This is a genomic window from Salibacterium salarium (genome assembly GCF_030813635.1).
In the GTDB taxonomy this organism is placed as follows: domain Bacteria; phylum Bacillota; class Bacilli; order Bacillales; family Marinococcaceae; genus Salibacterium; species Salibacterium salarium.
On the sequence record NZ_JAUSUM010000002.1, the window covers coordinates 517,736 to 540,226 of the forward strand.

The 22,491-nt window shown below is 37.3% G+C and carries 19 protein-coding genes; 5 read left to right on the forward strand and 14 right to left on the reverse strand.

The annotated features are described in order from the left end of the window. Positions 1–49 precede the first annotated feature (49 nt). The 10 genes from J2S78_RS08420 to J2S78_RS08465 form a co-directional block, all read right to left on the reverse strand. Positions 50–1,573: a glycine betaine uptake BCCT transporter gene (locus J2S78_RS08420; RefSeq protein ID WP_306897751.1), complete on the reverse strand. Its 1,524-nt coding sequence runs from the start codon at positions 1,571–1,573 to the stop codon at positions 50–52. Between the two features lie 106 nt (positions 1,574–1,679). Continuing rightward, a complete protein-coding gene (locus J2S78_RS08425) occupies positions 1,680–3,599 on the reverse strand; it encodes a glycoside hydrolase family 127 protein (protein ID WP_306897753.1) in 1,920 nt (639 codons plus the stop codon). 18 nt (positions 3,600–3,617) lie between these two features. Further along, entirely contained in the window at positions 3,618–4,472 is an 855-nt protein-coding gene (locus tag J2S78_RS08430; RefSeq protein ID WP_306897755.1) for a carbohydrate ABC transporter permease, read from the reverse strand. Positions 4,473–4,502: 30 nt separating this feature from the next. Continuing rightward, positions 4,503–5,390, reverse strand: coding sequence for a carbohydrate ABC transporter permease (locus J2S78_RS08435; protein ID WP_306897757.1), 888 nt, complete (start codon positions 5,388–5,390; stop codon positions 4,503–4,505). Positions 5,391–5,425: 35 nt separating this feature from the next. Next, positions 5,426–6,703 (reverse strand): extracellular solute-binding protein, encoded by a 1,278-nt coding sequence (locus J2S78_RS08440; protein WP_306897758.1) that lies wholly within the window; start codon positions 6,701–6,703, stop codon positions 5,426–5,428. A gap of 355 nt (positions 6,704–7,058) precedes the next feature. Next, positions 7,059–8,549, reverse strand: coding sequence for an alpha-N-arabinofuranosidase (locus J2S78_RS08445; RefSeq protein WP_306897760.1), 1,491 nt, complete (start codon positions 8,547–8,549; stop codon positions 7,059–7,061). Between the two features lie 220 nt (positions 8,550–8,769). Then, positions 8,770–9,048, reverse strand: coding sequence for a hypothetical protein (locus tag J2S78_RS08450; RefSeq protein WP_306897762.1), 279 nt, complete (start codon positions 9,046–9,048; stop codon positions 8,770–8,772). Between the two features lie 158 nt (positions 9,049–9,206). Next, the gene (locus J2S78_RS08455; RefSeq protein WP_306897764.1) at positions 9,207–9,401 is read right to left on the reverse strand and encodes a YfhD family protein; all 195 of its coding nucleotides are present in this window, start codon (positions 9,399–9,401) and stop codon (positions 9,207–9,209) included. 279 nt (positions 9,402–9,680) lie between these two features. Next, positions 9,681–11,408 carry an assimilatory sulfite reductase (NADPH) hemoprotein subunit gene (cysI, locus tag J2S78_RS08460; RefSeq protein ID WP_306897765.1) on the reverse strand — a complete coding sequence of 576 codons (1,728 nt, stop codon included), beginning with the start codon at positions 11,406–11,408 and terminating at the stop codon, positions 9,681–9,683. Positions 11,409–11,432: 24 nt separating this feature from the next. After that, positions 11,433–13,280: an assimilatory sulfite reductase (NADPH) flavoprotein subunit gene (locus J2S78_RS08465; protein WP_306897767.1), complete on the reverse strand. Its 1,848-nt coding sequence runs from the start codon at positions 13,278–13,280 to the stop codon at positions 11,433–11,435. Between the two features lie 805 nt (positions 13,281–14,085). On the opposite strand from J2S78_RS08465, the gene J2S78_RS08470 reads away from it, so the two are divergent. Both J2S78_RS08470 and J2S78_RS08475 read left to right on the forward strand, forming a co-directional pair. Beyond that, entirely contained in the window at positions 14,086–14,925 is an 840-nt protein-coding gene (locus J2S78_RS08470) for a protein-glutamine gamma-glutamyltransferase (protein ID WP_306897768.1), read from the forward strand. A gap of 571 nt (positions 14,926–15,496) precedes the next feature. Next, positions 15,497–16,321, forward strand: a complete 825-nt coding sequence (locus tag J2S78_RS08475; RefSeq protein WP_306897769.1) for a squalene/phytoene synthase family protein — start codon at positions 15,497–15,499, stop codon at positions 16,319–16,321. 271 nt (positions 16,322–16,592) lie between these two features. Here J2S78_RS08475 and J2S78_RS08480 read toward each other — a convergent pair whose 3' ends face one another. Continuing rightward, complete coding sequence (locus tag J2S78_RS08480; RefSeq protein ID WP_370871541.1) at positions 16,593–16,919, reverse strand: hypothetical protein; 327 nt, start codon at positions 16,917–16,919, stop codon at positions 16,593–16,595. 135 nt (positions 16,920–17,054) lie between these two features. Between J2S78_RS08480 and J2S78_RS08485 the strand changes: the two genes are divergently transcribed. Both J2S78_RS08485 and J2S78_RS08490 read left to right on the forward strand, forming a co-directional pair. Continuing rightward, positions 17,055–17,483, forward strand: a complete 429-nt coding sequence (locus J2S78_RS08485; RefSeq protein ID WP_306897771.1) for a VOC family protein — start codon at positions 17,055–17,057, stop codon at positions 17,481–17,483. A 146-nt stretch (positions 17,484–17,629) separates the two neighbouring features. After that, positions 17,630–18,379, forward strand: coding sequence for a sulfite exporter TauE/SafE family protein (locus tag J2S78_RS08490; RefSeq protein ID WP_306897772.1), 750 nt, complete (start codon positions 17,630–17,632; stop codon positions 18,377–18,379). 10 nt (positions 18,380–18,389) lie between these two features. On the opposite strand, the gene J2S78_RS08495 is transcribed toward J2S78_RS08490, so the two are convergent. Next, positions 18,390–19,193, reverse strand: coding sequence for an alpha/beta hydrolase (locus J2S78_RS08495; RefSeq protein WP_306897773.1), 804 nt, complete (start codon positions 19,191–19,193; stop codon positions 18,390–18,392). Between the two features lie 134 nt (positions 19,194–19,327). Between J2S78_RS08495 and J2S78_RS08500 the strand changes: the two genes are divergently transcribed. Beyond that, entirely contained in the window at positions 19,328–20,884 is a 1,557-nt protein-coding gene (locus tag J2S78_RS08500; RefSeq protein WP_306897774.1) for an FAD-dependent oxidoreductase, read from the forward strand. A gap of 57 nt (positions 20,885–20,941) precedes the next feature. Here J2S78_RS08500 and J2S78_RS08505 read toward each other — a convergent pair whose 3' ends face one another. Further along, positions 20,942–21,523 (reverse strand): thioredoxin family protein, encoded by a 582-nt coding sequence (locus J2S78_RS08505; protein ID WP_306897776.1) that lies wholly within the window; start codon positions 21,521–21,523, stop codon positions 20,942–20,944. Between the two features lie 233 nt (positions 21,524–21,756). Further along, positions 21,757–22,440 carry a M50 family metallopeptidase gene (locus tag J2S78_RS08510; protein WP_306897778.1) on the reverse strand — a complete coding sequence of 228 codons (684 nt, stop codon included), beginning with the start codon at positions 22,438–22,440 and terminating at the stop codon, positions 21,757–21,759. Positions 22,441–22,491 lie beyond the last annotated feature (51 nt).

Genomic DNA, 22,491 nt, shown 5'->3' on the forward strand with positions numbered 1-22,491 from the left:
ATGAGACGAGCTCTTTTGTATGAAGAGAAAAACTGATCCGTAACTCAGATCACCCTTTGCTTGAATTCGTTTTTTTATGTTCTTTTTCAGCTTTTAAATTCGGCTTTTCTTCTTTTAACGCTTTAAATAATGCCAAAATCATTAGTAGGATGATAACTGAAAATGGAAAGGCGGCCACAATCATCGTGTTTTCTAAAGCTTGTAGTCCCCCTGAATATAGCAGTATAACTGCTGTAGCAGATAGCAAAATTCCCCAGATAAACTTTACTTTTTTCGTAGGATTTAACGAGCCATCCGACGTTTGCATACCTAAAACAAACGTAGCAGAATCAGCTGAAGTAATGAAGAATGTCCCAATTAGCCCTATTGCCAATATCGACATAATAATACCGAACGGGTAATGTTCAAAAACTCCAAATAGAGATTCTTCTGTTGCTAACTCTGAGATAGCCGCTGTGCCCTCAGATTCAAGTAAAATAGAAGCCCCTCCAAACACAGAAAACCACAAAAATCCGACTAACGAAGGAACAAAAAGGACTCCGGCCGTAAATTGACGTAATGTTCTCCCCTTTGAAACTCTAGCTATAAATGTCCCGACAAAAGGAGACCAAGCAATCCACCATGCCCAGTAAAATATAGTCCAATTATCGATCCAATCACGCGCTTCATCTGTCAACGGAGCAAGACGAAAACTCATAGCCGGTAACGTCTGAAAGTATTTCCCCAACGTGTCGGTAAAAATATTTAAGGAGTACAATGTTGGTCCGAAAATAAGGACGAACACAAACAAGAAGGCTGCAATAACCATATTTGTATTACTTAGTATTCTAATTCCCTTATCTAAGCCTGTAGATGCCGACAATAAAAATAAGATCGTTACTACAACAATAATAACAAACTGTGTCCAAAACCCGTTATTGATATTTGTCATAAAGGATAACCCACCATTAATTTGAACAGCTCCAAAGCCAAGTGTTGTAGCAACACCTGACACCGTAGCCGTAACAGCGATGATGTCTATAATTTTTCCAATAGTGCCCTCTGTGTTCATAATCGTATTAAGCGTTGAGCTAACCGTTCCTCTAGCATCTCTTCTGAATTTAAAATAAGCGAGACATAATGCAATGATAGCGTATATTCCCCACGCATGGATTCCCCAATGAAAAAAAGTAAAACGCATAGCCTCTTTGATTGCTTCATCTGTGCCAACTTCAGCAGTAGGTGAATTTGTAGCATAGTGATAGACGGGTTCAGCTGCTCCCCAAAAAACAAGCCCAATCCCCATACCTGCACTAAATAACATCGCAAACCAAGTCGCCATATTATACTCCGGTTTATCGTCTGGTTTCCCTAGCTTGATTTTGCCATAAGGACTAACAATTATATACAAACAAACCAGTACGAAGAGAGACACTACAATTAAGTAATACCAACCAAAACGTGTTGAAATAAATGACTGGGCATTGGACGTCATATTTTCTAATGCATCTGGAGCAAAGATGCCAACAAGAACAGCTAAAACCAAAATTGCTACTGAAATATAAAAAACAAGACCTATTTTTGCTTTTTCCATGAAATCGACCTCTCTTTCAGTAAGAATAGTATGTATGTACTTCGTTTTTCTTATTCGGAAAAACAAAAGCACATTGCAGTTGTTTTAACCGCAATGTGCTTTTCGTTTACTTTTCATTTATCCATACAAGCATTTCGCCGGGGTCTCTGTTACACCAAGTATAATAAGGAACGGCCATCATAGTGATAGGTTGCTTTTCTCGCGTTGCCGCTGAGTAAAGTTCGTCCCCCCAATCCGATGAATCTGTTTTTTCAGCCTCAGCTTTTATAACTAAAACGTCGTTTGCAATATCATTCCCATGTTCCACTCTTAGCTGTGTATTATGTTTTAAGCTAATATTCTGTAATGCTGGTCCGTTATCTATTTCTTCGAGACAATAAACAATAGGTCCACGCTGCAAAGCAACCTTGCTAGCGTTATGACGAAGGTTAGGATGAGATCTCATTTTTTGAATTTCCAATGGTAAATAAAGTTCGACTTTATCACCATCAAACCATGTTCTATTAACATAAACATAACCATCTTCTATACTTTTTTCTATACTGACACTTTCACCATTTACTTTCAGCGCAGCATCACTTGTCCATGCAGGTATTCTTAAAGCAAGCGTAAATCTTTCTTTTTCTTTTAAAGACACTTCGAAGTTTACGTTTTCATCCCACGGGTAATCTGTTTGTTGAGACAATGTTACGTTTTGGCCAGCTACTTCAAAATCAATTTCACTACCAATGTATAAGTGTACAAACACTTCATTTTCACTAACGTTATATATATAATGATTTAACGATGCAATGATTCGGGCCAAGTTTGGAGGACAGCAAGCGCAAGCATACCATGGTTGTCTTACCGGTTTAACATGTTCTTTATCTTTTCTGGCCTGAACAGATTCTGGCCAAACTTCCAACGGATTAACATAAAAAAACTTTCGTCCATCCAAATCCATTCCACTTAAAATTCCATTATATAAAGCTCTCTCCATTACGTCTCCATATTTATGATTAATATCCATTTTAAGCATTCGATTCGCCCAAAATACAAGCCCAATAGAAGCGCAGGTCTCTGTATAACACAGATCATTTGGCAAATCATAATCAAAGGAAAAAGACTCCCCAAATTCTTGCGATCCCAGTCCTCCAGTAATGTACATCTGTTTAGTGGTTACGTTTTTCCATAAGTTATGGCACGCCTGTACTAATTCTTTTTCCTCCGTTTTTGCAGCCATGTCTGCCATTGCAGTATACATATACATCGCTCGTACAGAATGTCCTACCGCTTCTGTTTGATTCCGAACTGGTAAATGGGCTTGTTGGTAACTGTAACGTTTAAAGTAACCATCCCAATCAGCAGGACCCGGTTCCCCTCTTTCTTCCTTTTCTTTATCAAAATAATGAGGTTCTTTCCCCCTTTCATCTAAGAAAAACCGACTTAGGTTTAAATACCGTTCTTCTCCTGTTGTTTCATAAAGTCTCAAAAGTGCCAGTTCTATTTCTTGATGACCGGGATACCCTTGAATTTGATTTGCTTCAGTGCCGAACACATCATCTATTTTGTCAGCAAAACGGCAGGATATGTCCAAAAGTTTTCGTTTTCCAGTAGCATGAAAATAAGCAACGGCTGCCTCAATTAAATGACCAGCGCAATATAGTTCATGCCAATCACGCAAATTTTTCCATTTCATCTCTGGTTCTTTTACAATAAAATACGTATCTAAATATCCGTCATCCTGCTGTGCTCTTTGAAGAAGATCAATTACAGTATCTGCTGTTTCTTCAAGCTCTTCATCAGGGTGATGTTCAAGAATATAGGCAACGGCTTCCAACCATTTCATTACATCACTATCTTGAAAAACCATTCCTTTGAACTCTCCTGATTCATCCCCCGCAGCAATACGAAGATTTTTAATGGCGTGACTAGGCTCTACATCCGGCAGGCGATCATTCAACGCTTCCCATTGATATGGGATGACTTTTTTTCGCACGATATCCATACGTTCATTCCAAAAAGTATCTTTTATTTTTACATTCATTATTTCTAAACTCCTTTATTATCCTTTAATTCCTGTGAAACTTACCCCTTTCACAATTTGTTTCTCAAAAATTAGAAACGCAATAATAACCGGAATTGAAGCTACTGCATTGACTGTCATCGGCAAGACATACGTAGTGGAGTACGTTGAATTAAATGATGGAATACCGATAGGAAGCGTATACAATTCTTCTGATACAATAGCTAAAAACGGCCAAAGGAAATTATTCCATGAACCAATAAACGTGAATATGGCTATAGCAGCCATGGCTGGTTTTGCTAGCGGCAGGACAATATTCCAATACAATCTCCAATGGGAGCAACCATCAATCTTGGCACTCTCCATTAGTTCATCTGGAACACCGTCAAAAAAACTTTTTAAAATAATGACCCCGATTGGTGAGGCGACCATTGGTAAAATTAAACCGGCATAAGTATCAAGCATGTTCATGCTTTTAACGATTTCAAAAAGCGGTATGATTGTAGCTTCACCTGGTACCATCATACCTGCTAAGAAAAATAGAAAAATAAATTTTTTATATCTAAATTTAATTTTAGAGATGGCGAATGCAGCAAGAGAGGTAACAATCAATGTAAGAATAGTGGTAGCTATTCCAATAAATGCACTATTCCACAACCAAAGTAAAACATCACTTTCTGCCATAACGGACAAATAATTTGTGAAGGTATACGGCGGTAAAAACCATTTTATAGGATCGGTAATGGACATATCCTCTGGTTTTATAGATACAAATAACATCCATATAATTGGAAAAAGAAACACACTGGCCAGAATGATTCCCATAAGCATTTTAATGCGGATAAATGGGTCGCGATTTCGCTGCAGTAATGTACTATTTGCTCCTTTACTCATAGTAGAACCCCTCCAGTTTTATTAAGTTTATTAAATCATGCGTCCACCTTGACCGCCACTGCGGAGTTGGAATATAGACAACACGAGAAGTATAAAGAATAATACATAAGACATGGCAGCTGCATACCCAAGATCATAACGTTCAAATCCCATTTCATAAATGTATTGAATAAGCGGACGCGTTGCCGTTCCTGGTCCGCCGTCTGTTATTAAGAGGATTTGTGCAAATACTTTAAAGGAAGCAAGTACTTGCAACAGTAATATGACCCTAGAAATAGGAACAAGCTGAGGCAGCGTAATACTTTTAAACATCTGCCAACGCGTGGCGCCGTCAATTTCGGCTGCTTCATAATAATTATCAGGAATATCCTGCAAGGACGTTAAAAATAGAATCATATTAAACCCTACCGTCCACCAAAGCGTCACGCCAACGATACTAATCCATGCCATTGTTGGATTTGTAAGCCAAAACACTTGTTGCTCATAACCAAGCGAATTAATAATGTTATTGACAATACCACTGTAAGGTTGAAGCATGAATATAGCAATATATGAAATAACCGAAACAGATAATATGCTAGGTATAAAATAGGAACCTCTCAAAAAAGTGCGCAGTTTCGATCCAACATTAATATTTGCAAGCAATGCCAAAATGAGGGCTAAAATAATCATACCCGGAGTTGATAACAATACAAAAAATGTTGTATTCCAGAGAGAACTCCAAAAATCTGGATCAGTAAATAAGGACGTATACTGGGAGAATCCAACGAATTCTCCCTGTTCAATAAGCGTCCATTCAAAAAAGCTCATTTGCAGACCTTTGAAAATTGGGAATATTGTAAACACCATGTAAACGATGAAAAATGGAAGTAAAAACAATCCAGCAAGCAGATCATTCCTCCACACTTGATTCTTCATTTTAAAACCTCCATATAATCAATATTGCGTTGTTATTATTTCACCAAATCATCCAGTTCCTTTTCCAAATTATTGATACCGTCTTCAGGAGTCTCTCGACCATTCCAAATCTCATCTAAATTTCTCATAATAGTATCTATTGACATATTTGAATAAATCGTTCCAGATGGTTGTTCCACATCTTCTACAACTTCTGCATAGTCAGAACGATAAGGGAGTTCATTAAATTCCTCAGAGTCTACCACTTCATCATTGGCAGGAATATGACCGGCTTGGGACCATTCAGCTTCATTTTCATGCAAGTATTTCATGAATTCTACAGCACCCGTTGCTTTTTCGTCGGTGGTACTTCCTTGATTAGGAATAAACAGTGTATGAGAATCACCATATGTAGCCGGTTTCTCAAATAATTGCGGAACAGGCATTGCTTTAAAATTAAACTCTTCGTCCGTTTCCCATACTCCCGTTCCCCAAACTCCTGTTATCAGGCTTAACGCGCGATTAGTTTGAAATTGCTCGTAAGGGTCAGTTAGATTTAAAGGAATAACTTCCTCGTCTTGGAATAATCTCCGCACATATTCTGCTGCTTCAATGGCAATATCTTTATCCATTGTTACCTCCGGCTCCCTTAAATCATCGGAGTATATTGGAGTTCCACCCATTTGAAAATAAAATGCCCACCAAATAGTAAACACATCATAACCCGATGATGGTACTGCTGCAGGAACAATATCAGGAAGTTCTTCCTGTGCCTTTTGGAAAAAGTCAATAAACCCTTCCGGTGTTTTTTCCATCTTAATATTGCCCTCTTCATCAACTAAATCTGCTTCTTCTAAAAGGTCTGTGTTAAAATACATCACTGTAGGATGTGTATCGATAGCCAAAGCATGGTATTTATCATCTTCCATTTTCAATGTTTCAAGAATATTTTCGTTTACTTCTGTGAGATCAAGGTCAGCAGACTCAGCTAATTCATTCAAATCTTTTGTTAAACCCTGATTAAACAGTTCAGGTATTTTTGAAGCGTGTGAAATTGCAATGTCTGGACCTCGATTTGCTGCAACACTAGTTACTACTTTTGTATAATAGTCATCTGCGGCAGAAGGTGCTGGCATAACGACTTCATATTTTTCCTGACTATTGTTAAAACCGTCAATTAATGACTCCATATAGGCAAGATCACCACCTGTGAACAACGACCACATTTCCACTTCAATTGGTCCCTTTTCTGCACTCGATTCTGAACTATGCGGACTACAACTCGTTAATACCAAAAGGTTGCAAATTAGAATGATATTCACGATTTTTTTCATATCATTTCTCCCTTCTTTAATGTTTTTTCTGTAATTTTGTGAAGCGCTTTCAAAACATCATGTTCGTACATTCCGCTGAAAGAATAATGATATTAAATATCTTATACGTATAAGTTATAAGTAATTATATCGGCTACTCTTCAAGATAGCAACAAATAATTCATAAAATTTTTACAATTATCACCTAGAAAATTTATTAAATGCGATTACAAGCACACATACAGATATTTCAATTTATTTATTCAACTTGTAAGTACTAGACAGTAATCTTTATAATTTTCATAAACAGTTACGTACATGTCAAAAAGCACAAAAAACCTCCCCTGTTAACTAGGAGAGGTCATGCTGCAAAATATTATTCTTCGATGGAAAGCACAACAACGGACATTGCTGGAATGTTAAGTTCTAATGTTGTATCTTTCGTTACATATCCATTAAACGTTTCAGGTTTAACATTTTCGGGTTGTTCAAACGTATTTCTGGCATTTTTTTCAGATGCCGTTAATATTTTTCCAGAAATATTGCCAGGGCTTATCATACCCCGTAAGTCAATATTTGTATCTGCAGAACGATAGGCATCCATATTACAAAGACTGATATGGACAATCCCCGAGTCGTTTTTTGATGCTGACGCATTAATTTGAGGAAAAGAATCTTCGTCGGTTGCAACCGTACGAGCGTTGTTAATATGAAGCGGAATTTTCACGGCATCCTGATGAACTTGATACATATCGAATAAATGATAAGTCGGTGTTAAAATCATTTTCTCTTTATCAGTTAGTATCATGGCCTGAAGAACATTAATTGTTTGGGCTATGTTTGCCATATGAACACGTTCAGCGTGATTATTAAAAATATTAAGAGTTACACCAGCAACAATAGCATCACGAATAGTATTTTGTTGATAAAGAAACCCTGGATTTGTACCCGGTTCGACATCAAACCATGTTCCCCATTCGTCTATAATAAGACCGACTCTCTGATCGGGATCATATTTATCCATAATTGCACGATGATTTGTAATTAGCGTATCCATATGAAGAGCTCTTTGCATTGTCAGAAACCATTCATTGTCACTAAAATTAGTAGCTGAACCTTTTCCTTTCCAAAAATCTCCTGGAATCGTATAATAATGAAGACTCAATCCATCCATCATGGATCCTGCTTCACGCATAAGGACTTCAGTCCAATTGTAATCATCCACGTTCGGCCCGCCGGCAATTTTATATAGTGTATTATTCCCGTATTGTCTAACGTACGTCTGATAACGACGATAAAGATCAGCATAAAATTCCGGACGCATATTACCGCCGCAGCCCCAATTTTCGTTACCTACACCAAAATATGTAAGTTTCCATGGTTCTTTTTTGCCGTTCTCTTGACGCCAATCAGCCATTGGAGATTCGCCATCAAAAGTCATGTATTCCACCCATTCTGACATTTCCTGTACCGTACCACTTCCCACATTTCCACAAATGTATGGTTCTGTTTCAAGCATTTGGCACAACATCATAAATTCATGGGTCCCAAAATGGTTATTTTCAACCACCCCTCCCCAATGCGTATTGACCATACGCTTACGATTGTTCCTTGGACCGACGCCATCCTTCCAATGATACTCATCAGCAAAACAACCTCCCGGCCATCGTAACACGGGAATATTTATTTTTTTTAATGCTTCTACGACATCGTTTCGAATCCCATTTGTATTCGGAATATGTGAATCTTCCCCTACCCAAACACCTTCATAGATACAACGTCCCAAATGTTCTGCGAAATGACCATAAATATGTTTGCTAATTTTGGCTTGTTTTACATCAGTATTTACAATAATATTTTGAACCATATATTTACCTACCTCCATATTAAAAATATTTTGAATTCAATAGATACAAAAAGTACGTACTTCATACCACCAATTCAATAATTGATTTTAACTCATACGTACGAGTTGTGGTAGAAACTTAATTGTAAACACTTTCATGAAAACTGTCAAGATACCACTTCGTAAAGGTAGACAAACAAAACAAAGACTTGAGGAAGCCTCAAATCTTTGTTTTGTTTGTCTATTCATTGCTTTCGTTCTTTGAAGTATCGGGCATAAATTCTTTAGCAAAAGCTGTCTCCGTTTCAGGCATAGCATGTTTCATATCAGCCAATCCTTTTTGAATCGGATGACTGTCCTCACGTTGCGATAGGCCATACCATACAGCACCAGCTCCGACACCTAATAATGTTAAAATCATGCCCATCCGACCGCGATTATTATTAGACCGATTCCGGCCGAAAAAATTTTTTCTTCGTCCTATATTTGAGAATGGATCTGTCCAACGGAAATTATTCATCCTTCTTTCTCCTCTTTTCATTCAAAAGTATGGAGTGCGATTCCTCCACAAACTTTATTTTTTACGTATTTCATCATATTTATCAGAAAAAATATTTCCACTCTCATTTGATACATTTTCGTTAATAATTCACGGATGTTTATATCTAGCTCATTCGTTTATTTATTTTGAGAGTGTGCTCTTCTATCGGCTTCTTTTGAACGTTGTTGTGCTTCTACATCTTCTGTATCGGCTAACTCTTCGGAATACTCAACATCCAATCCATCATTGGTTTTCTCTATATCTTTGTCTGGGGTTTGTGACAGCTTTGCTTTATTTTTATGTTTGTTATTTTTTGTTTGTCCTCGTGTCATTTCAGTCTCCCTTTCATTTGTTTTGTAAGTATAGCGTTCGTATTTATTTACTGTTTTATTCTTTTTCATATGAAGAAAAACGAAGCTTGTTTTTGTCCCTAAGTTGAATGACCAAAGCTGTAAATGAGCGCTTTCAGCAGAGCTGACTCGTATTCCGAAGTTGGCAAGGAAGAAATCCCGAGTGTCTGGACGCTGGATTCCGAATATCTCAAAATTTTATACCTTCCTATTTTGTAAAAAAAATAAGATCCCTAAAAGCGGGATCTTACTTTATTTACACTATTCACTATGAAAATCCAAACCAGATAGTACCTCTTTCACATGCCCAGCACGGACAACGTAATCACCGAAATGCTCTCCTTCTGTGCGTTCTTTTGCATATTCAAATAAGATTGGGCGCAATGATTGTAAGATTTCTTCTTCTCCTACGTTTTCAAGGTAAAGCTTATTTAAACGTTCCCCTGCAAAACCAGCACCCATATACATATTATATTTACCAGGGCCTTTTCCGATAAAACCAATTTCGGCCAACGCTGGACGAGCACATCCGTTTGGACAGCCTGTCATTCTTATCGTTATTTCGTCATCTTTCAAACCAGCTTCTTCAGTAATTGTTTCAAGCTTATCAATGAGAGAGGGAAGATAACGTTCTGATTCAGCCATTGCCAATCCACAAGTAGGAAAGGAAACACAGGCCATAGCATTTCTGCGTAAAGCGGAATCACGATTTCCATCGGACAAGCCGTATTCTTCGATTAACTCGTTGATTTTAGTTTTTTTCTGACTAGTCACATTACCTATCACTACATTTTGGTTTGGAGTGATTCGAAAATCGCCGGTGTGAATATTGGCGATTTCACGAAGTGCTGTCATCAGTTGATAATCTTCGGAATCTTTAATTCGACCATTTTGAATGAAGAGCGTAAGGTGCCATCTATTATTTGTTCCCTTCACCCAACCATATCGATCACCATTATGATCAAAATGATAAGAACGTTCTTCTTCTAAGTTCCATCCTAAACGGTTATTAAGTTCACTTTTAACCCAATCTAAACCTAGAGCATCCACCGTATATTTGAAACGAGCGTTTTTACGATTAGATCGATTACCATAATCACGTTGTATAGTTACAATATTTTCGGCAACTTCAAGTATATCATCTGGTTTGCAAAACCCTATAACACGAGCTAGCTGAGGATAAGTATCGGTTTCACCATGTGTCATGCCCATACCGCCGCCAACAGCTATATTATACCCTTGTAGTTCACCATCTTCAACAATTGCAATAAGACCAATATCTTGAGAAAACACATCTATATCATTAGATGGTGGTACTGCAATCCCTATTTTAAATTTTCTAGGCAAATACAGTTCTTTATATATTGGTTCTACTTCTTCTTGGGCTTGGCTGCCATCTACAATTTTTTCTTCGTCAAGCCAAATCTCATGATATGCTCTAGTTTTAGGTAACAAATGGTCACTAATATCTTGAGCATGCTTCTGAACTTGCGCGTGCACTTCAGATTGATACGGATTTGGATTATTCATTACATTCCGATTCACGTCCCCACATGCTGCTATAGTATCCATCATCGCTTCGTTGATGGCTTTCATATTATTTTTCATATTCCATTTCAAAATACCATGCATTTGAAACGTTTGACGAGTCGTCAATCGAAGGGTCTGATTCCCATAATCATGAGCAACACGATCCATTGTCAGCCATTGTTCGGGAGTGAGAACCCCGCCTGGTATGCGTACACGTACCATGAAAGAATATGCCGGCTCTAACTTTTGTTTTCGTCGTTCATTTCTGAGATCTCTATCGTCCTGCATATAGCTTCCGTGAAATTTTGTTAATTGTGCATCATCTGCGGATACAGAAGCTGTGAGAGGGTCTGCAAGCGACTCTTCTAACGTTCCCCTGAGATAATTACTTTCGCGTTTAATTCGTTCATTGTCACTAGGAGGCCCATTCTGTGTAGGTGCCGTGTTATTTTTCTGCATAGTTAACTCTCCTTCCCTCACCTATCAATATACGTCACGTTGATAACGCTTCTGTTGCTGTAAGTCTTCAAGATAGGTATCTGCTTCTTGTTCATTCATACCGCCTTCTTGCTGAAGAATTGTCTTCATTGCGTCATGAACATCACTTGCCATATACTGTTCATCACCACAAACGTAAACAACTGCTCCATCCATCAGCCATTTATAAAACTCTTGACCTTTTTCAAGCATTCGATGTTGTACGTACACTTTTTCTTCCGTATCACGAGAGAAGGCCACATCCATTTTGGTTAAGACACCTTCTTTAAGCCAACGTTGCCACTCCACTTGGTAAAGGAAATCAGTAGTAAAGTGCTGCTCTCCAAAAAACATCCAAGATTTACCTTCCGCTTCTATTTCCTCACGCTCTTCCATAAAGGATCGAAACGGTGCTGCACCTGTACCTGGACCTATCATAATAATAGGGGTTTCAGGGTCTTCGGGTAGTTTAAAGTTCGGGTTACGTTGAATATAAACAGGTAGCGTGTCCCCAAGTTCTGCTCGTTCTGCACATTGACCGGAACATACGCCGGTTCGTTCTCTTCCATGCGCATCATATCTTACCGTTCCTATTGTCAAATGAACTTCTTCCGGATTAGCTGTTGCACTGCTTGCAATCGAATATAAACGCGGCGGAATCTTTCTAAGAATGGAGACAAACTCGTCGGCTGGAACGTTCCACGGTGAAAAATCCCGTCCTAAGTCAACAAGATCCCTTCCATAAATATAATCTTTTAGTTCCTCTTCATTACCTTCTTTCACAAGTTCGTGAAGTTTATTATTATCAGATAGTGGAGCTGCTTTTTCTAACAACGGTTTTGTTAATACCGTGATCTCATACGTTGACCGTAAAGCATCACGTAATGAACGCCGTTCCCCTTTTTTATTTATTACTATTTCTTCATCAGGATTCCAACTCATTTCATCAATGAGTTTATTTACCAATTCCGGGTCGTTCTCAGGGTAAATACCGACACTATCTCCTGGTTCAAATTGGAGATTCGATCCTTCCAATGATAACTCCAGATGGCGCGTTTCTTTGTTGGATCCTCGACCATTAAGTCTTAAATTTTCCAACAATTCTGCACGAAATGGATTGGTCCGCGAGTAATTCGATTGCACTGCTGTTGCTGAATATTCTGGTGTCTCTACCTGCGGGTTTGACACAACAGCTTTTTGCGTTTCATTCAACGCACTAATAATTCCCTCAAACCATTCTTCAGCTGATTCGTCAAAATCAACATCGCAATCCACTCGTTCGTAAAGGCGTTCCCCTCCTAATTCTTCTAATCTTTTATCAAAGTCTTTCCCCGTTTGACAAAAGAATTCATAGGAAGTATCCCCTAACGAAAGTACAGAAAATTTCAAGTTCTCTAATTTCGGAGCCCGTCTTCCATTAAGAAATTCATAAAAAGATAATGCATTATCAGGAGGATCTCCTTCCCCATGTGTACTTACGATGACAAATAAATTTTCGACTTTTTTCAACGTATTTGTTTTAAAGTCATCCATAGACGAAAGAGTAACATTATAATCTTGTGCTTTTAATTTTTGAGATAAATCTTCTGCTAATCCTTGACCATTCCCAGTTTGTGAACCAAACAAAATGGTTACGTCTTTGGAAGGGGCAGGACCAGCAGGTTGAGAGTGCGGGGCCGCTTCCGGTACATCCTGTAAAGTAGCTGCGGAATCAGCTGTTGGAGCTGCCGACTGGGCGGCCGCAATGTAACCACTCAACCAAACCTTTTGTTGATCCGTCAAGGTCGGTAAAAGACGGTTGAGAAGTTCTATTTGTTCTTCATTAAATGGGCTGTTGTTAATTTGAAGCTGCAACGAAAATACACCTCACAAAGGAATAATATGAATCCATCTAATTTACCGTTTTCCTCTATTTATATCTGAAAAGAAATGAGCTTTCTTTGCACCTTTATGGAGATGCTATTATAGAAGTCTTTCCCTAAAAATAGCGGTACAATTAAACTAGCAAATTCACTGACAAAATGATTATTATTAATCGTATCTTTATTATCCCTATGTGTCAAGTTGGATTTAAATGAAATAAATATTATTTTGAGGATTCGTCATAAAGACACACACATCTTGTCGTAAACCTTTTGTTTACTGTTGAAATATTCATCATAAAAAGGTTGCTCTTTGCATAAAATAATGAATAGGATGAAGGAGGAATGTTCTTGAAAAATGGAAAACGGAATAAACCCATTCAAAATAGTTCTGATTACTATGACTATTACCTTGATAATAGGATATCGGTGACATCTAATCTATTCACTCTAATGAAGTTTTGCAATAAAAATAATACAATGTCCATTGACCTCACTAAATTTCATTCCAATAAATGAATAGGCGCCATCCTTTTTTAGGTTGGCGCCTGTATTATGTCTTCTTATTTCTTAATCTATATTGCCTTGCAATTCAACTGATTTCATTATGCTAGTCGCACCTTACACTTTAGTTACTTCTTAATCAGGAGAAAATTCATTCCCTTCATCACTTACTATACCTATTGGAAATACAAAATATAATATGCATTCTTTTATAATCTAATGAGATTCATACTCTCACTGTACCTAAAATATACTTAAGTATTCATGATTTTAGAGTTTGAAATGAGGTATGAATGATGATTCAAGTATCCGATACTCCATGGACAGGAGAAAACGATTGGCCACCTGACAGTATAGAATTTGATATTTTTGAACGTTTAAAGGATGATTCGGCAATGCATGCCTACCGTTCAAGTAATGCATTAACGTATGATATCAATATAAGAAAACATATTACTTTAAGTGCAAAAGCTTTAAATGAAAGTCAAGCAACATTTGAATTGTTCACTGCAACACGTGCGAATAAAGAATACTGGGAGATCACAAACGCCGGGGGAATACGATTGCGATACGGGGTAGAACCATCTCGAGGAATCCAGGATATTTTTGATAACAGCGACCTCTATGGATTTGAATGTGCAACAGCTATGGTCATCATTTTTTATCATGCAGCGCTTCAAGTTATAGGTTCGCGTGTTTTTAACGAACTATTTCCTAACATTTACTTATACAGCTGGCATTTTGATTCTGACTTCGGGCTAGAATCTGTAAAAACCCATTATTTCATACCTGGGGATGTCGTTTACTTTAATAATCCGGATTTTAACGTAGAATCTCCACAATGGCGCGGAGAGAATGCAGTTGTTCTTGATAATGATACCTACTTCGGACATGGGATAGGAATACAAACCGAGGCGGAAATGATTGATATTTTAAATGATCTTAGAAATCCTGATAGTACCCAATCTGCTTATCTCACAAACGTCGTAACGAGAACGGATAATGAGCATTTATTCAACCAAACACTATCTTTTCGCAGTCCTTGGATTCAAAAACAGCCATCTATTGTTGTTCAACATAATAAAAACTCCATCTCCCATCAAAACTACTTAAGGTATTTAAAAAATCTCTAACAGATTTAGTTCTTAAGACTTCTATATTAAAAAGTTATATATTACCTACCTTTTCCTCAAATAAAAATATGTTCGGGATTCTCTTTCATTTCTGATTGTTATACCTCGCCCCCTAAAAATATTTCGATCTTACGGCTTCTTTAAAAAATTGATTGACGAAGAGCGATACGTTCTGTGCCAACCCTCACCCAGCTGACCTTAAGGAACGTCACAGTCATATAAGAATTCTTATATGACGACGTGGCGGGGTGCCTCATGTATCGAACTTGATCGTTTGCTGCTATCAAAAAGTCATTATGAATTTTTGTTGTTTATATGCGAAGATATTGTTAATCTGAAATCAAACATTCATTTAAGTATTGTATATTTTTTTAAGTATTTTTGTGACAAAGTTTACATATCTAGCCGAACATAAAAAATCACGTATTCAACTCGTTCGACATAGAATCGCTGGAAATTAACTATTTAGGGGTTAATTTTAGCTTTTATTGGATTTGTTATTAGGTTTGCGATAAGATTGAAACATTCTAAGTTCTTGTCATTATTCGTTTATTGGAGGAGGATTATAAACATGAAGGACGAAAAAAAATTACATAAAGAAGCCATGACAGTGTTGAAACAAACGAGCAGAACCTTTTATATACCTATCACTTTTTTAGAACCTACTTTGAAAAAAACTGTTGCTTCTGCGTATTTGTGTATGCGAGCCATTGATGAAATGGAAGATCACGAAAATCTTGACGGAGAAACAAAACAACATCTATTACGATCTACAAGTTCTTTATTGCAACACCCTTTTGACGAAGAAGCATTTGGCCAACTTGTCCACCCTTATAAAGATTTGTTACCAGAAGTCTCCTTGCGTCTAGGTGACTGGGTTTCTCTTTGTCCAACAGAAATTGCACCACGTGTGAAGGATTATACTAGTACAATGGCAAAAGGCATGGCTGATTGGACGGAAAAGGAATGGAACATACAAGACAAAGACGATTTGGATGATTATACTTACTATGTCGCGGGTTTAGTTGGTGAGATGTTATCTGATATATGGGAATGGAGAGATGGGACAAAAACAGACCGTGAACTAGCGGTAGCATACGGTCGCGGATTACAAACCGTTAATATTTTGAGAAATCAACAAGAGGATCTTGAACGGGGTGTTTCGTTTATACCGGAAGGATGGAGTACCGACGATTTATTTGAATATACAGAACATAATCTTGCATTAGCTGATGAATACATAAAAGATATTAACAGCCGAAGTATTAATATGTTTTGTAAAATCCCGCTGGCCCTTGCTAAAAAAACTTTAAAAGCTCTGAAGAACGGAAGAGAAAAAATGTCGAGAAGCGAAGTCGAAAAGACAATCGAAGAAATAAAAGAAGAATCTTTATAATATGAATGAGTGAAACAATATATACCCAAAAGTAATTAGCACAACGAGTTAAAAATTTATAGTTGAAATACACTTCGCTATCTAGGGCAATGCTTCAGCTTCTGAGCCAAGGACGCTCACTACGAAAACCCATTGAAGTTTACGTGTATTTCAACTGTTATAGGATGCCATTAGTTGAGGTAGCCATTATCTATTTGCAAAGCTTTTTTATTCTTAATCGACCAACATACTGTCCACTACGATATAATTATTGCACCTACTCCCGTGTATTTTATTCCTCCTTAGATGTCGCCATCGCTCTACTTTTATTCAACGGCTTTAATATAGTACGTTGAAGCGGAACGCCTCCCATTGGTAATGTTCGTGTCACTAGCATAAATGTTTCTCCATCTATGAGAAAATAACCGTGACCTTTATAAACTGCGCTCTTTCCTTGATTTGTCAACTTCTCTTCTACAGCTTTCGCATGGTCATTTAAGCTATAATAACGATTCCTTAGATTGAAAGCGATATAACCTTTTCGATAACCCATTAACCAATTAAATAAAACAAACGAGCCAATCAATACTGTAATCACAAATAAAATTTCTAGTGGCACAAACATTCCTCCCTTTCTTTTTTCTTTTTTTACGAATAGGTATTAAATTCGTTTCATTTATTTGTTAATTTTCAATATAGAAACCATTTCTTTTGCTATGATAAAATAATGATATATTATAAGAGGAGCAAAATTATGAATAGAGAATTTGATCATATCGGCATTGCTGTTCGCGACTTGGAACAGTCGATTCATTTTTATACAGAAATATTAGGTGGAGTATTGATTGATAGATACAGAAGTGAAGCAAAAGGCGTAGAAAGCGAAATTGCAATAATACATGTTAATGACAGTAGAATTGAATTACTCCTCCCAACCAACAACACTACCTCTCCCATTGCTCGTTTTATAAAGCAAAAAGGCAAAGGCGTGCACCACTTAGCATATCGAGTGGATGACTTAGAACAAGCGATTCAATACCTAGACTCTCAAGGTATTCGCACTATGAAAAATACACTGCGTACAAATAAGCATGGCAGGCGGCTGATTTATTTAAACCCAGCGGACACAGAAGGAACAATTATTGAGTATTGTGATTACCCATACCACAATAACGGATTATAATTACTTACTTGAAGTATTCTTACATTGTATTCAAGAATACTTCTTGTATGATTAAATTGCGCTATGTTCACGTTCACTTCCAATAACATCTCCTTTTCTACCTACAAATGCTGTTTTCCTTTACCTTAGTTAAGGAGTGAAACGTCATGTATGATTTAGGAACGATGCAACTTGTTCTTATTGTTTTATGCTCTCTTTTGATTGGGGTTTCAAAAACAGGCATGCCTACCCTTGGTATTTTAGTTGTAGCAACAATGGCATCAATTTTTCCAGCGAGAGCATCGATTGGTATCGTTCTTCCGATGCTTATTACAGCAGACGTTATTGCAGTTACCTATTATCGGCGTAGTGTCAATTGGAGAACATTAATATCCCTATTGCCTTGGGTACTGGGCGGTTTAATTATCGGGTTCATTGTTTTATTTTTCATTGAAGCGAGTCGGCCTGTAGAAATTATTTTAGGTATTATTATTCTGCTGATGATTGGTATTCAATTTGCTAAAGAACGCTCTAGTGCTCAATGGATGGCAGCCATACCGCAATCCAGTTGGTTTGTAGGAGTAATGGGAACGTTGGCTGGATTTACTACTATGATTGGGAATGCAGCCGGCCCCATTATGGCTATATTTTTACTAGCAATCGCACTGCCTAAACAAGAATTCATCGGAACAGGAGCCTGGTTTTTCCTGTCCGTTAACTTAATTAAAGTGCCGTTGTATATCAGCTTAGGTTTAATTACAATGGACTCCCTCACTTTTAATGTGTGGCTCATTCCGGGTATATTAATAGGAACTTACATTGGGATAAAAAGTTTACCGTATATTCCTCAAAAAATCTTTAACATTATTATTTTACTGCTAGCGGTGTTTGGAGGAATACGCCTTCTCATGGCGTGATCATTTTATTTCAATTAAAAAAATGTTTTTTAAACCAGTTTTCACACAGTTCTGTCCAAATGGAAACATCCGAATCATTTGCTACTAACCCTAAACCATGTCTTCCACTTTCGAATGTGTGACACTCAAATGGCACATTCATTTTGCTCAAGGCACTGGCAAACAACAAGCTGTTTTCTACAGGGACAGCTTCATCATCTGCCGTATGCCAAATAAAAGTCGGAGGTGTTTTTTCACTGACTTGTGTTTCCAACGATAATGAGTGTTGTAGTTCTTTGTCCTTATCATCTCCGAGTAAGTGTTCCATTGAGCCTTGATGGCGATGTTCTTTGAAAGAAATTACCGGATAACATAATGCTATTGCATCAGGGCGGCTTGATTCTTTTTCTATTGAATCAGCCGCCTTTATGTTACCTTCATCAAAATATGTACCAGCAGTAGCAGCCAAATGTCCACCAGCAGAAAAACCAAGTATTCCAATTTTCTCGCCATTTATGTTCCACTCTTTTGCATGTCTTCTAACATAACGAATCGCACGTTGCAGATCCATTAATGGTGCTGGATGTTTGTAAGGATGTACCCTGTAATTTAACACGAATGCAGATATGCCAATTGTGTTTAACCATTGAGCCACCGGTTCCCCTTCATGTTCTGCTCTATGCGTGTATCCACCGCCTGGGCATACAATTACAGCAGGAGTCGGTTGAGTCGAGTGTATTACATAGGTAGTGAAAGATGGAATTACTTCCCCCTCTTCCTCCATTGCAAAAGGAAAAGAACCTTCCCACAGTTTGATTATTTGGTTATCTGTCATTTTCTTGCCTCCTCCATTCCTTTTACTATAAACTTCTGGACGTAATAGTAATATCCCTTTTATATGCCCGAATAGATATAGTATTTCTTGCAAACACTTCTTATTAAATGACTATGGAATAAGGAGGAATAAAAGTGTCAGACCGATTACCAACATATCCAGAACCTTATTGGCAAGATACCTTTGACTTACCCGATTTTGGCACATTAGAGAATGATGAATCAGCGGATGTCGTTATTGTAGGTGGGGGTATTACCGGTATTACAGCAGCTTATTTGTTATCGAAAGAAGGTAAAGAAGTTGTCTTATTAGAAGCCAATAACCTATTAAACGGAACAACCGGTCATACAACAGCAAAAATTACTGCTCAACACGGTTTGATATACGATGAATTTATCCAGCATTTTGGAAAAACAAAGGCGAGACTTTATTACGAATCCCAATCAGAAGCATTAAAATTTATAAAGCAAACGATAAATGAAAAAAAGTTAGAATCTGATTTTAAAATCGAAGATGCGGTTTTATACGCGACAACAGATGAATATGCAATGAAATTGGAAAAGGAGTATGAAGCTTATAAAGCATTGCATATCGATGGAGAGCTCGTTGATAACATTCCATTTCCCATAGATGTACATAATGCGCTTTCCATGAAAACTCAGGCTCAGTTTCATCCACTCCATTACTTAAAACATCTCGTGCAAGAAGTTTTAGATAACGGAGGACGGATTTATGAAAAGACAACGGCAGTCAATATAGAAAAACCAGAAGCAACTGTGTTAACTCGTAATAACAAACGTATTATGTGTAATTACGTTTTGGCCTGTTCTCATTTCCCTTTTTATGAAGGGACGGGCTTCTACTCTACTCGTTTGCATGCCGATCGTTCCTACGCGCTGGCTGCAAAAACGAACACAACTTATCCTGGTGGTATGTATTTAAGTGTTGATCAACCATCACGTTCTCTTCGTTCAGCCACAATGAATGGAGAAGAAATTGTCATCATCGGCGGAGAAAGTCATAAAACGGGACAGGGGAAAGATACGTTAGAACATTACAAAGCATTACAAAATTATGCTGACAGCATTCTTGAAAAACCAGACATTCTTTATCGCTGGTCCGCTCAAGATTTGATAACTTTAGACAAACTTCCTTATATTGGAGAAATAACTTCTTCACAGCCTAATGTTCTCATTGCAACAGGATTTAGAAAATGGGGTATGACGAACGGAACCGCAGCTGCACTTTTATTGAAAGACATTGTGTTAGGTAACGACAATCCATATAAACGTTTATATACTCCATCTCGATTTTATGCTAATCCTAGTTTGAAGAATTTTTTAATGGAAAACGCAGACGTGTCCAAACATTTAATAAAAGGAAAACTAGAAACTCCTTCAACATCAATTGAAGACATATCTCATGATGACGCAGCTGTTTTCAAAACAAATGGTCAACGAAAAGGAGCTTATAAAGATAGTGACGGAAATGTTTTCGTTGTTGATACTACCTGTACCCATATGGGTTGTGAAGTAGAATGGAATCACGGTGACAGGACATGGGACTGTCCTTGTCATGGGTCAAGGTTTTCCTATAAAGGTGAAGTAATAGAAGGACCGGCAGAAAAGCCGTTACAGCAACATGACCATACGATTCTCGATAACATTACTAGCGAGAACTCTGGATATTAAGGGCAAAATAAAGAAAAGCATGAATCAATAACAGACCCATGCTTTTCTTTATTTACTTTATACTAAATCACAAGCTTCGCCCGGTATCCAGTGCTCATCTTTACCTTCCCATTTTACATTACAGCCAATTGGATTCGTTAATGGTGTCGTAACGGTTTTCCCTTCCAAATGCTCGGATAACGCATTTTCAAGGTCATTTACTGTTATTTGGCTGACGTGTTTTGGCTGATCGACACCTCTTCCGGTATATACTAATTCCCGATTTTCATCAAACACGTAAAAATGCGGCGTACGTAATGCTCCATAGAATTCAGCCACTTCTTGGGTTTCATCATGCAAATATATCCATGGAAACTGCTGATCATCCATTCTTTTCACCATATCTTCAAAAGAATCATCAGGTTTGGTATATTTACTATTTGCATTTATTCCAACAAACATAACGCCCTGTCTTTGAAATTTTTCTGCAGTGTTTCTTGTTACTTCATCGGACCCAACTACAAAAGGACAATGATTGCACGTGAAAAATAAAACAAGTAATTTCGCATCCGAAAAATCAGTAAGTGTATATGTGTTTCCGTCTGTTGCAGGTAACGAAAAGTCTGGTGCTTTTTCACCAATTTGTAATGTAAAAGCCATTCGTAATACACCCTCCCCTAATTTTTAAATATGTCCTCATCCCTTCTTTAAAAAATCTTCAACAATATTCATGGAATTTCCTGTGTTATAATTAAAATAAATATTTCATTTATGGGAGAGAGTATATATGGACGAAAATCAGTATAAGAGAGATAAATATTTAGCACAAATAGCAGAAGATATTAGATGGATTAAATGGATTCTCATTATTCTTTTCATTTATCTCATTCTATCTAATTCATTATAGTGTTTAGAAATGGATTATATCCTAACCAAACCGCACACCCCAACACAAAGAAAAGCAATCCTTGAATGAGAAACAAAAAGCCCCAAAATGAAGCTGGTACATAAGTTAATCTAGCTAAAATAGACGCATCTCCAGCGGATTCAGGTGATTTTATACTTATAATAAAAACCTGGCAACAGCTGATCATAGCCTGTACTAATAAAATAAAACCAAACCCTGTCAGTATATATGCTATCACTTGGTTTGCATCATGACTCCACAAAAAATATGCCATTATGAACATTGAAATAATCCAAAAAACACCAAAACTATTCCTAACCCAAAAGACTAAACTAAGCGTGAGAAAAATCAATAGAACGATTCCTAATCCACTATACCATTCATTTCTAATTACATACATAATTAATACGGCTATCACGGATGCAAATGGGTAGCCCGCTATTGATGTTATAAATAATCCAAACTTGTGATTACTTGTGGCGGCCAGTCCTTCTGTATTTTTAAATAGAGAAATAGATTTTACTTTTCCTCCAGTCACAACGGCAGCTAAAGCATGCCCGCTTTCGTGTACCAAGGTATGGAAGATAGATAAGTATGGTCCGATTATCGGGATATATGTCAAAACAATAACACTAATCCCTACAAACAAAAAAGTCATAAATATATCCAAAGGAACACCTCACTATCCAAATGCTGAATATAAAAAAATAGTAACAAATTC

Excerpts from the sequence above, each read along its gene's own strand:
- J2S78_RS08420 (WP_306897751.1), bottom strand. The coding sequence starts at position 1,573 with ATGGAAAAAGCAAAAATAGGTCTTGTTTTTTATATTTCAGTAGCAATT.
- J2S78_RS08425 (WP_306897753.1), bottom strand. The coding sequence starts at position 3,599 with ATGAATGTAAAAATAAAAGATACTTTTTGGAATGAACGTATGGATATC.
- J2S78_RS08430 (WP_306897755.1), bottom strand. The coding sequence starts at position 4,472 with ATGAGTAAAGGAGCAAATAGTACATTACTGCAGCGAAATCGCGACCCA.
- J2S78_RS08435 (WP_306897757.1), bottom strand. The coding sequence starts at position 5,390 with ATGAAGAATCAAGTGTGGAGGAATGATCTGCTTGCTGGATTGTTTTTA.
- J2S78_RS08440 (WP_306897758.1), bottom strand. The coding sequence starts at position 6,703 with ATGAAAAAAATCGTGAATATCATTCTAATTTGCAACCTTTTGGTATTA.
- J2S78_RS08445 (WP_306897760.1), bottom strand. The coding sequence starts at position 8,549 with ATGGTTCAAAATATTATTGTAAATACTGATGTAAAACAAGCCAAAATT.
- J2S78_RS08450 (WP_306897762.1), bottom strand. The coding sequence starts at position 9,048 with ATGAATAATTTCCGTTGGACAGATCCATTCTCAAATATAGGACGAAGA.
- J2S78_RS08455 (WP_306897764.1), bottom strand. The coding sequence starts at position 9,401 with ATGACACGAGGACAAACAAAAAATAACAAACATAAAAATAAAGCAAAG.
- cysI (WP_306897765.1), bottom strand. The coding sequence starts at position 11,408 with ATGCAGAAAAATAACACGGCACCTACACAGAATGGGCCTCCTAGTGAC.
- J2S78_RS08470 (WP_306897768.1), top strand. The coding sequence starts at position 14,086 with ATGATGATTCAAGTATCCGATACTCCATGGACAGGAGAAAACGATTGG.
- J2S78_RS08475 (WP_306897769.1), top strand. The coding sequence starts at position 15,497 with ATGAAGGACGAAAAAAAATTACATAAAGAAGCCATGACAGTGTTGAAA.
- J2S78_RS08485 (WP_306897771.1), top strand. The coding sequence starts at position 17,055 with ATGAATAGAGAATTTGATCATATCGGCATTGCTGTTCGCGACTTGGAA.
- J2S78_RS08490 (WP_306897772.1), top strand. The coding sequence starts at position 17,630 with ATGTATGATTTAGGAACGATGCAACTTGTTCTTATTGTTTTATGCTCT.
- J2S78_RS08495 (WP_306897773.1), bottom strand. The coding sequence starts at position 19,193 with ATGACAGATAACCAAATAATCAAACTGTGGGAAGGTTCTTTTCCTTTT.
- J2S78_RS08505 (WP_306897776.1), bottom strand. The coding sequence starts at position 21,523 with ATGGCTTTTACATTACAAATTGGTGAAAAAGCACCAGACTTTTCGTTA.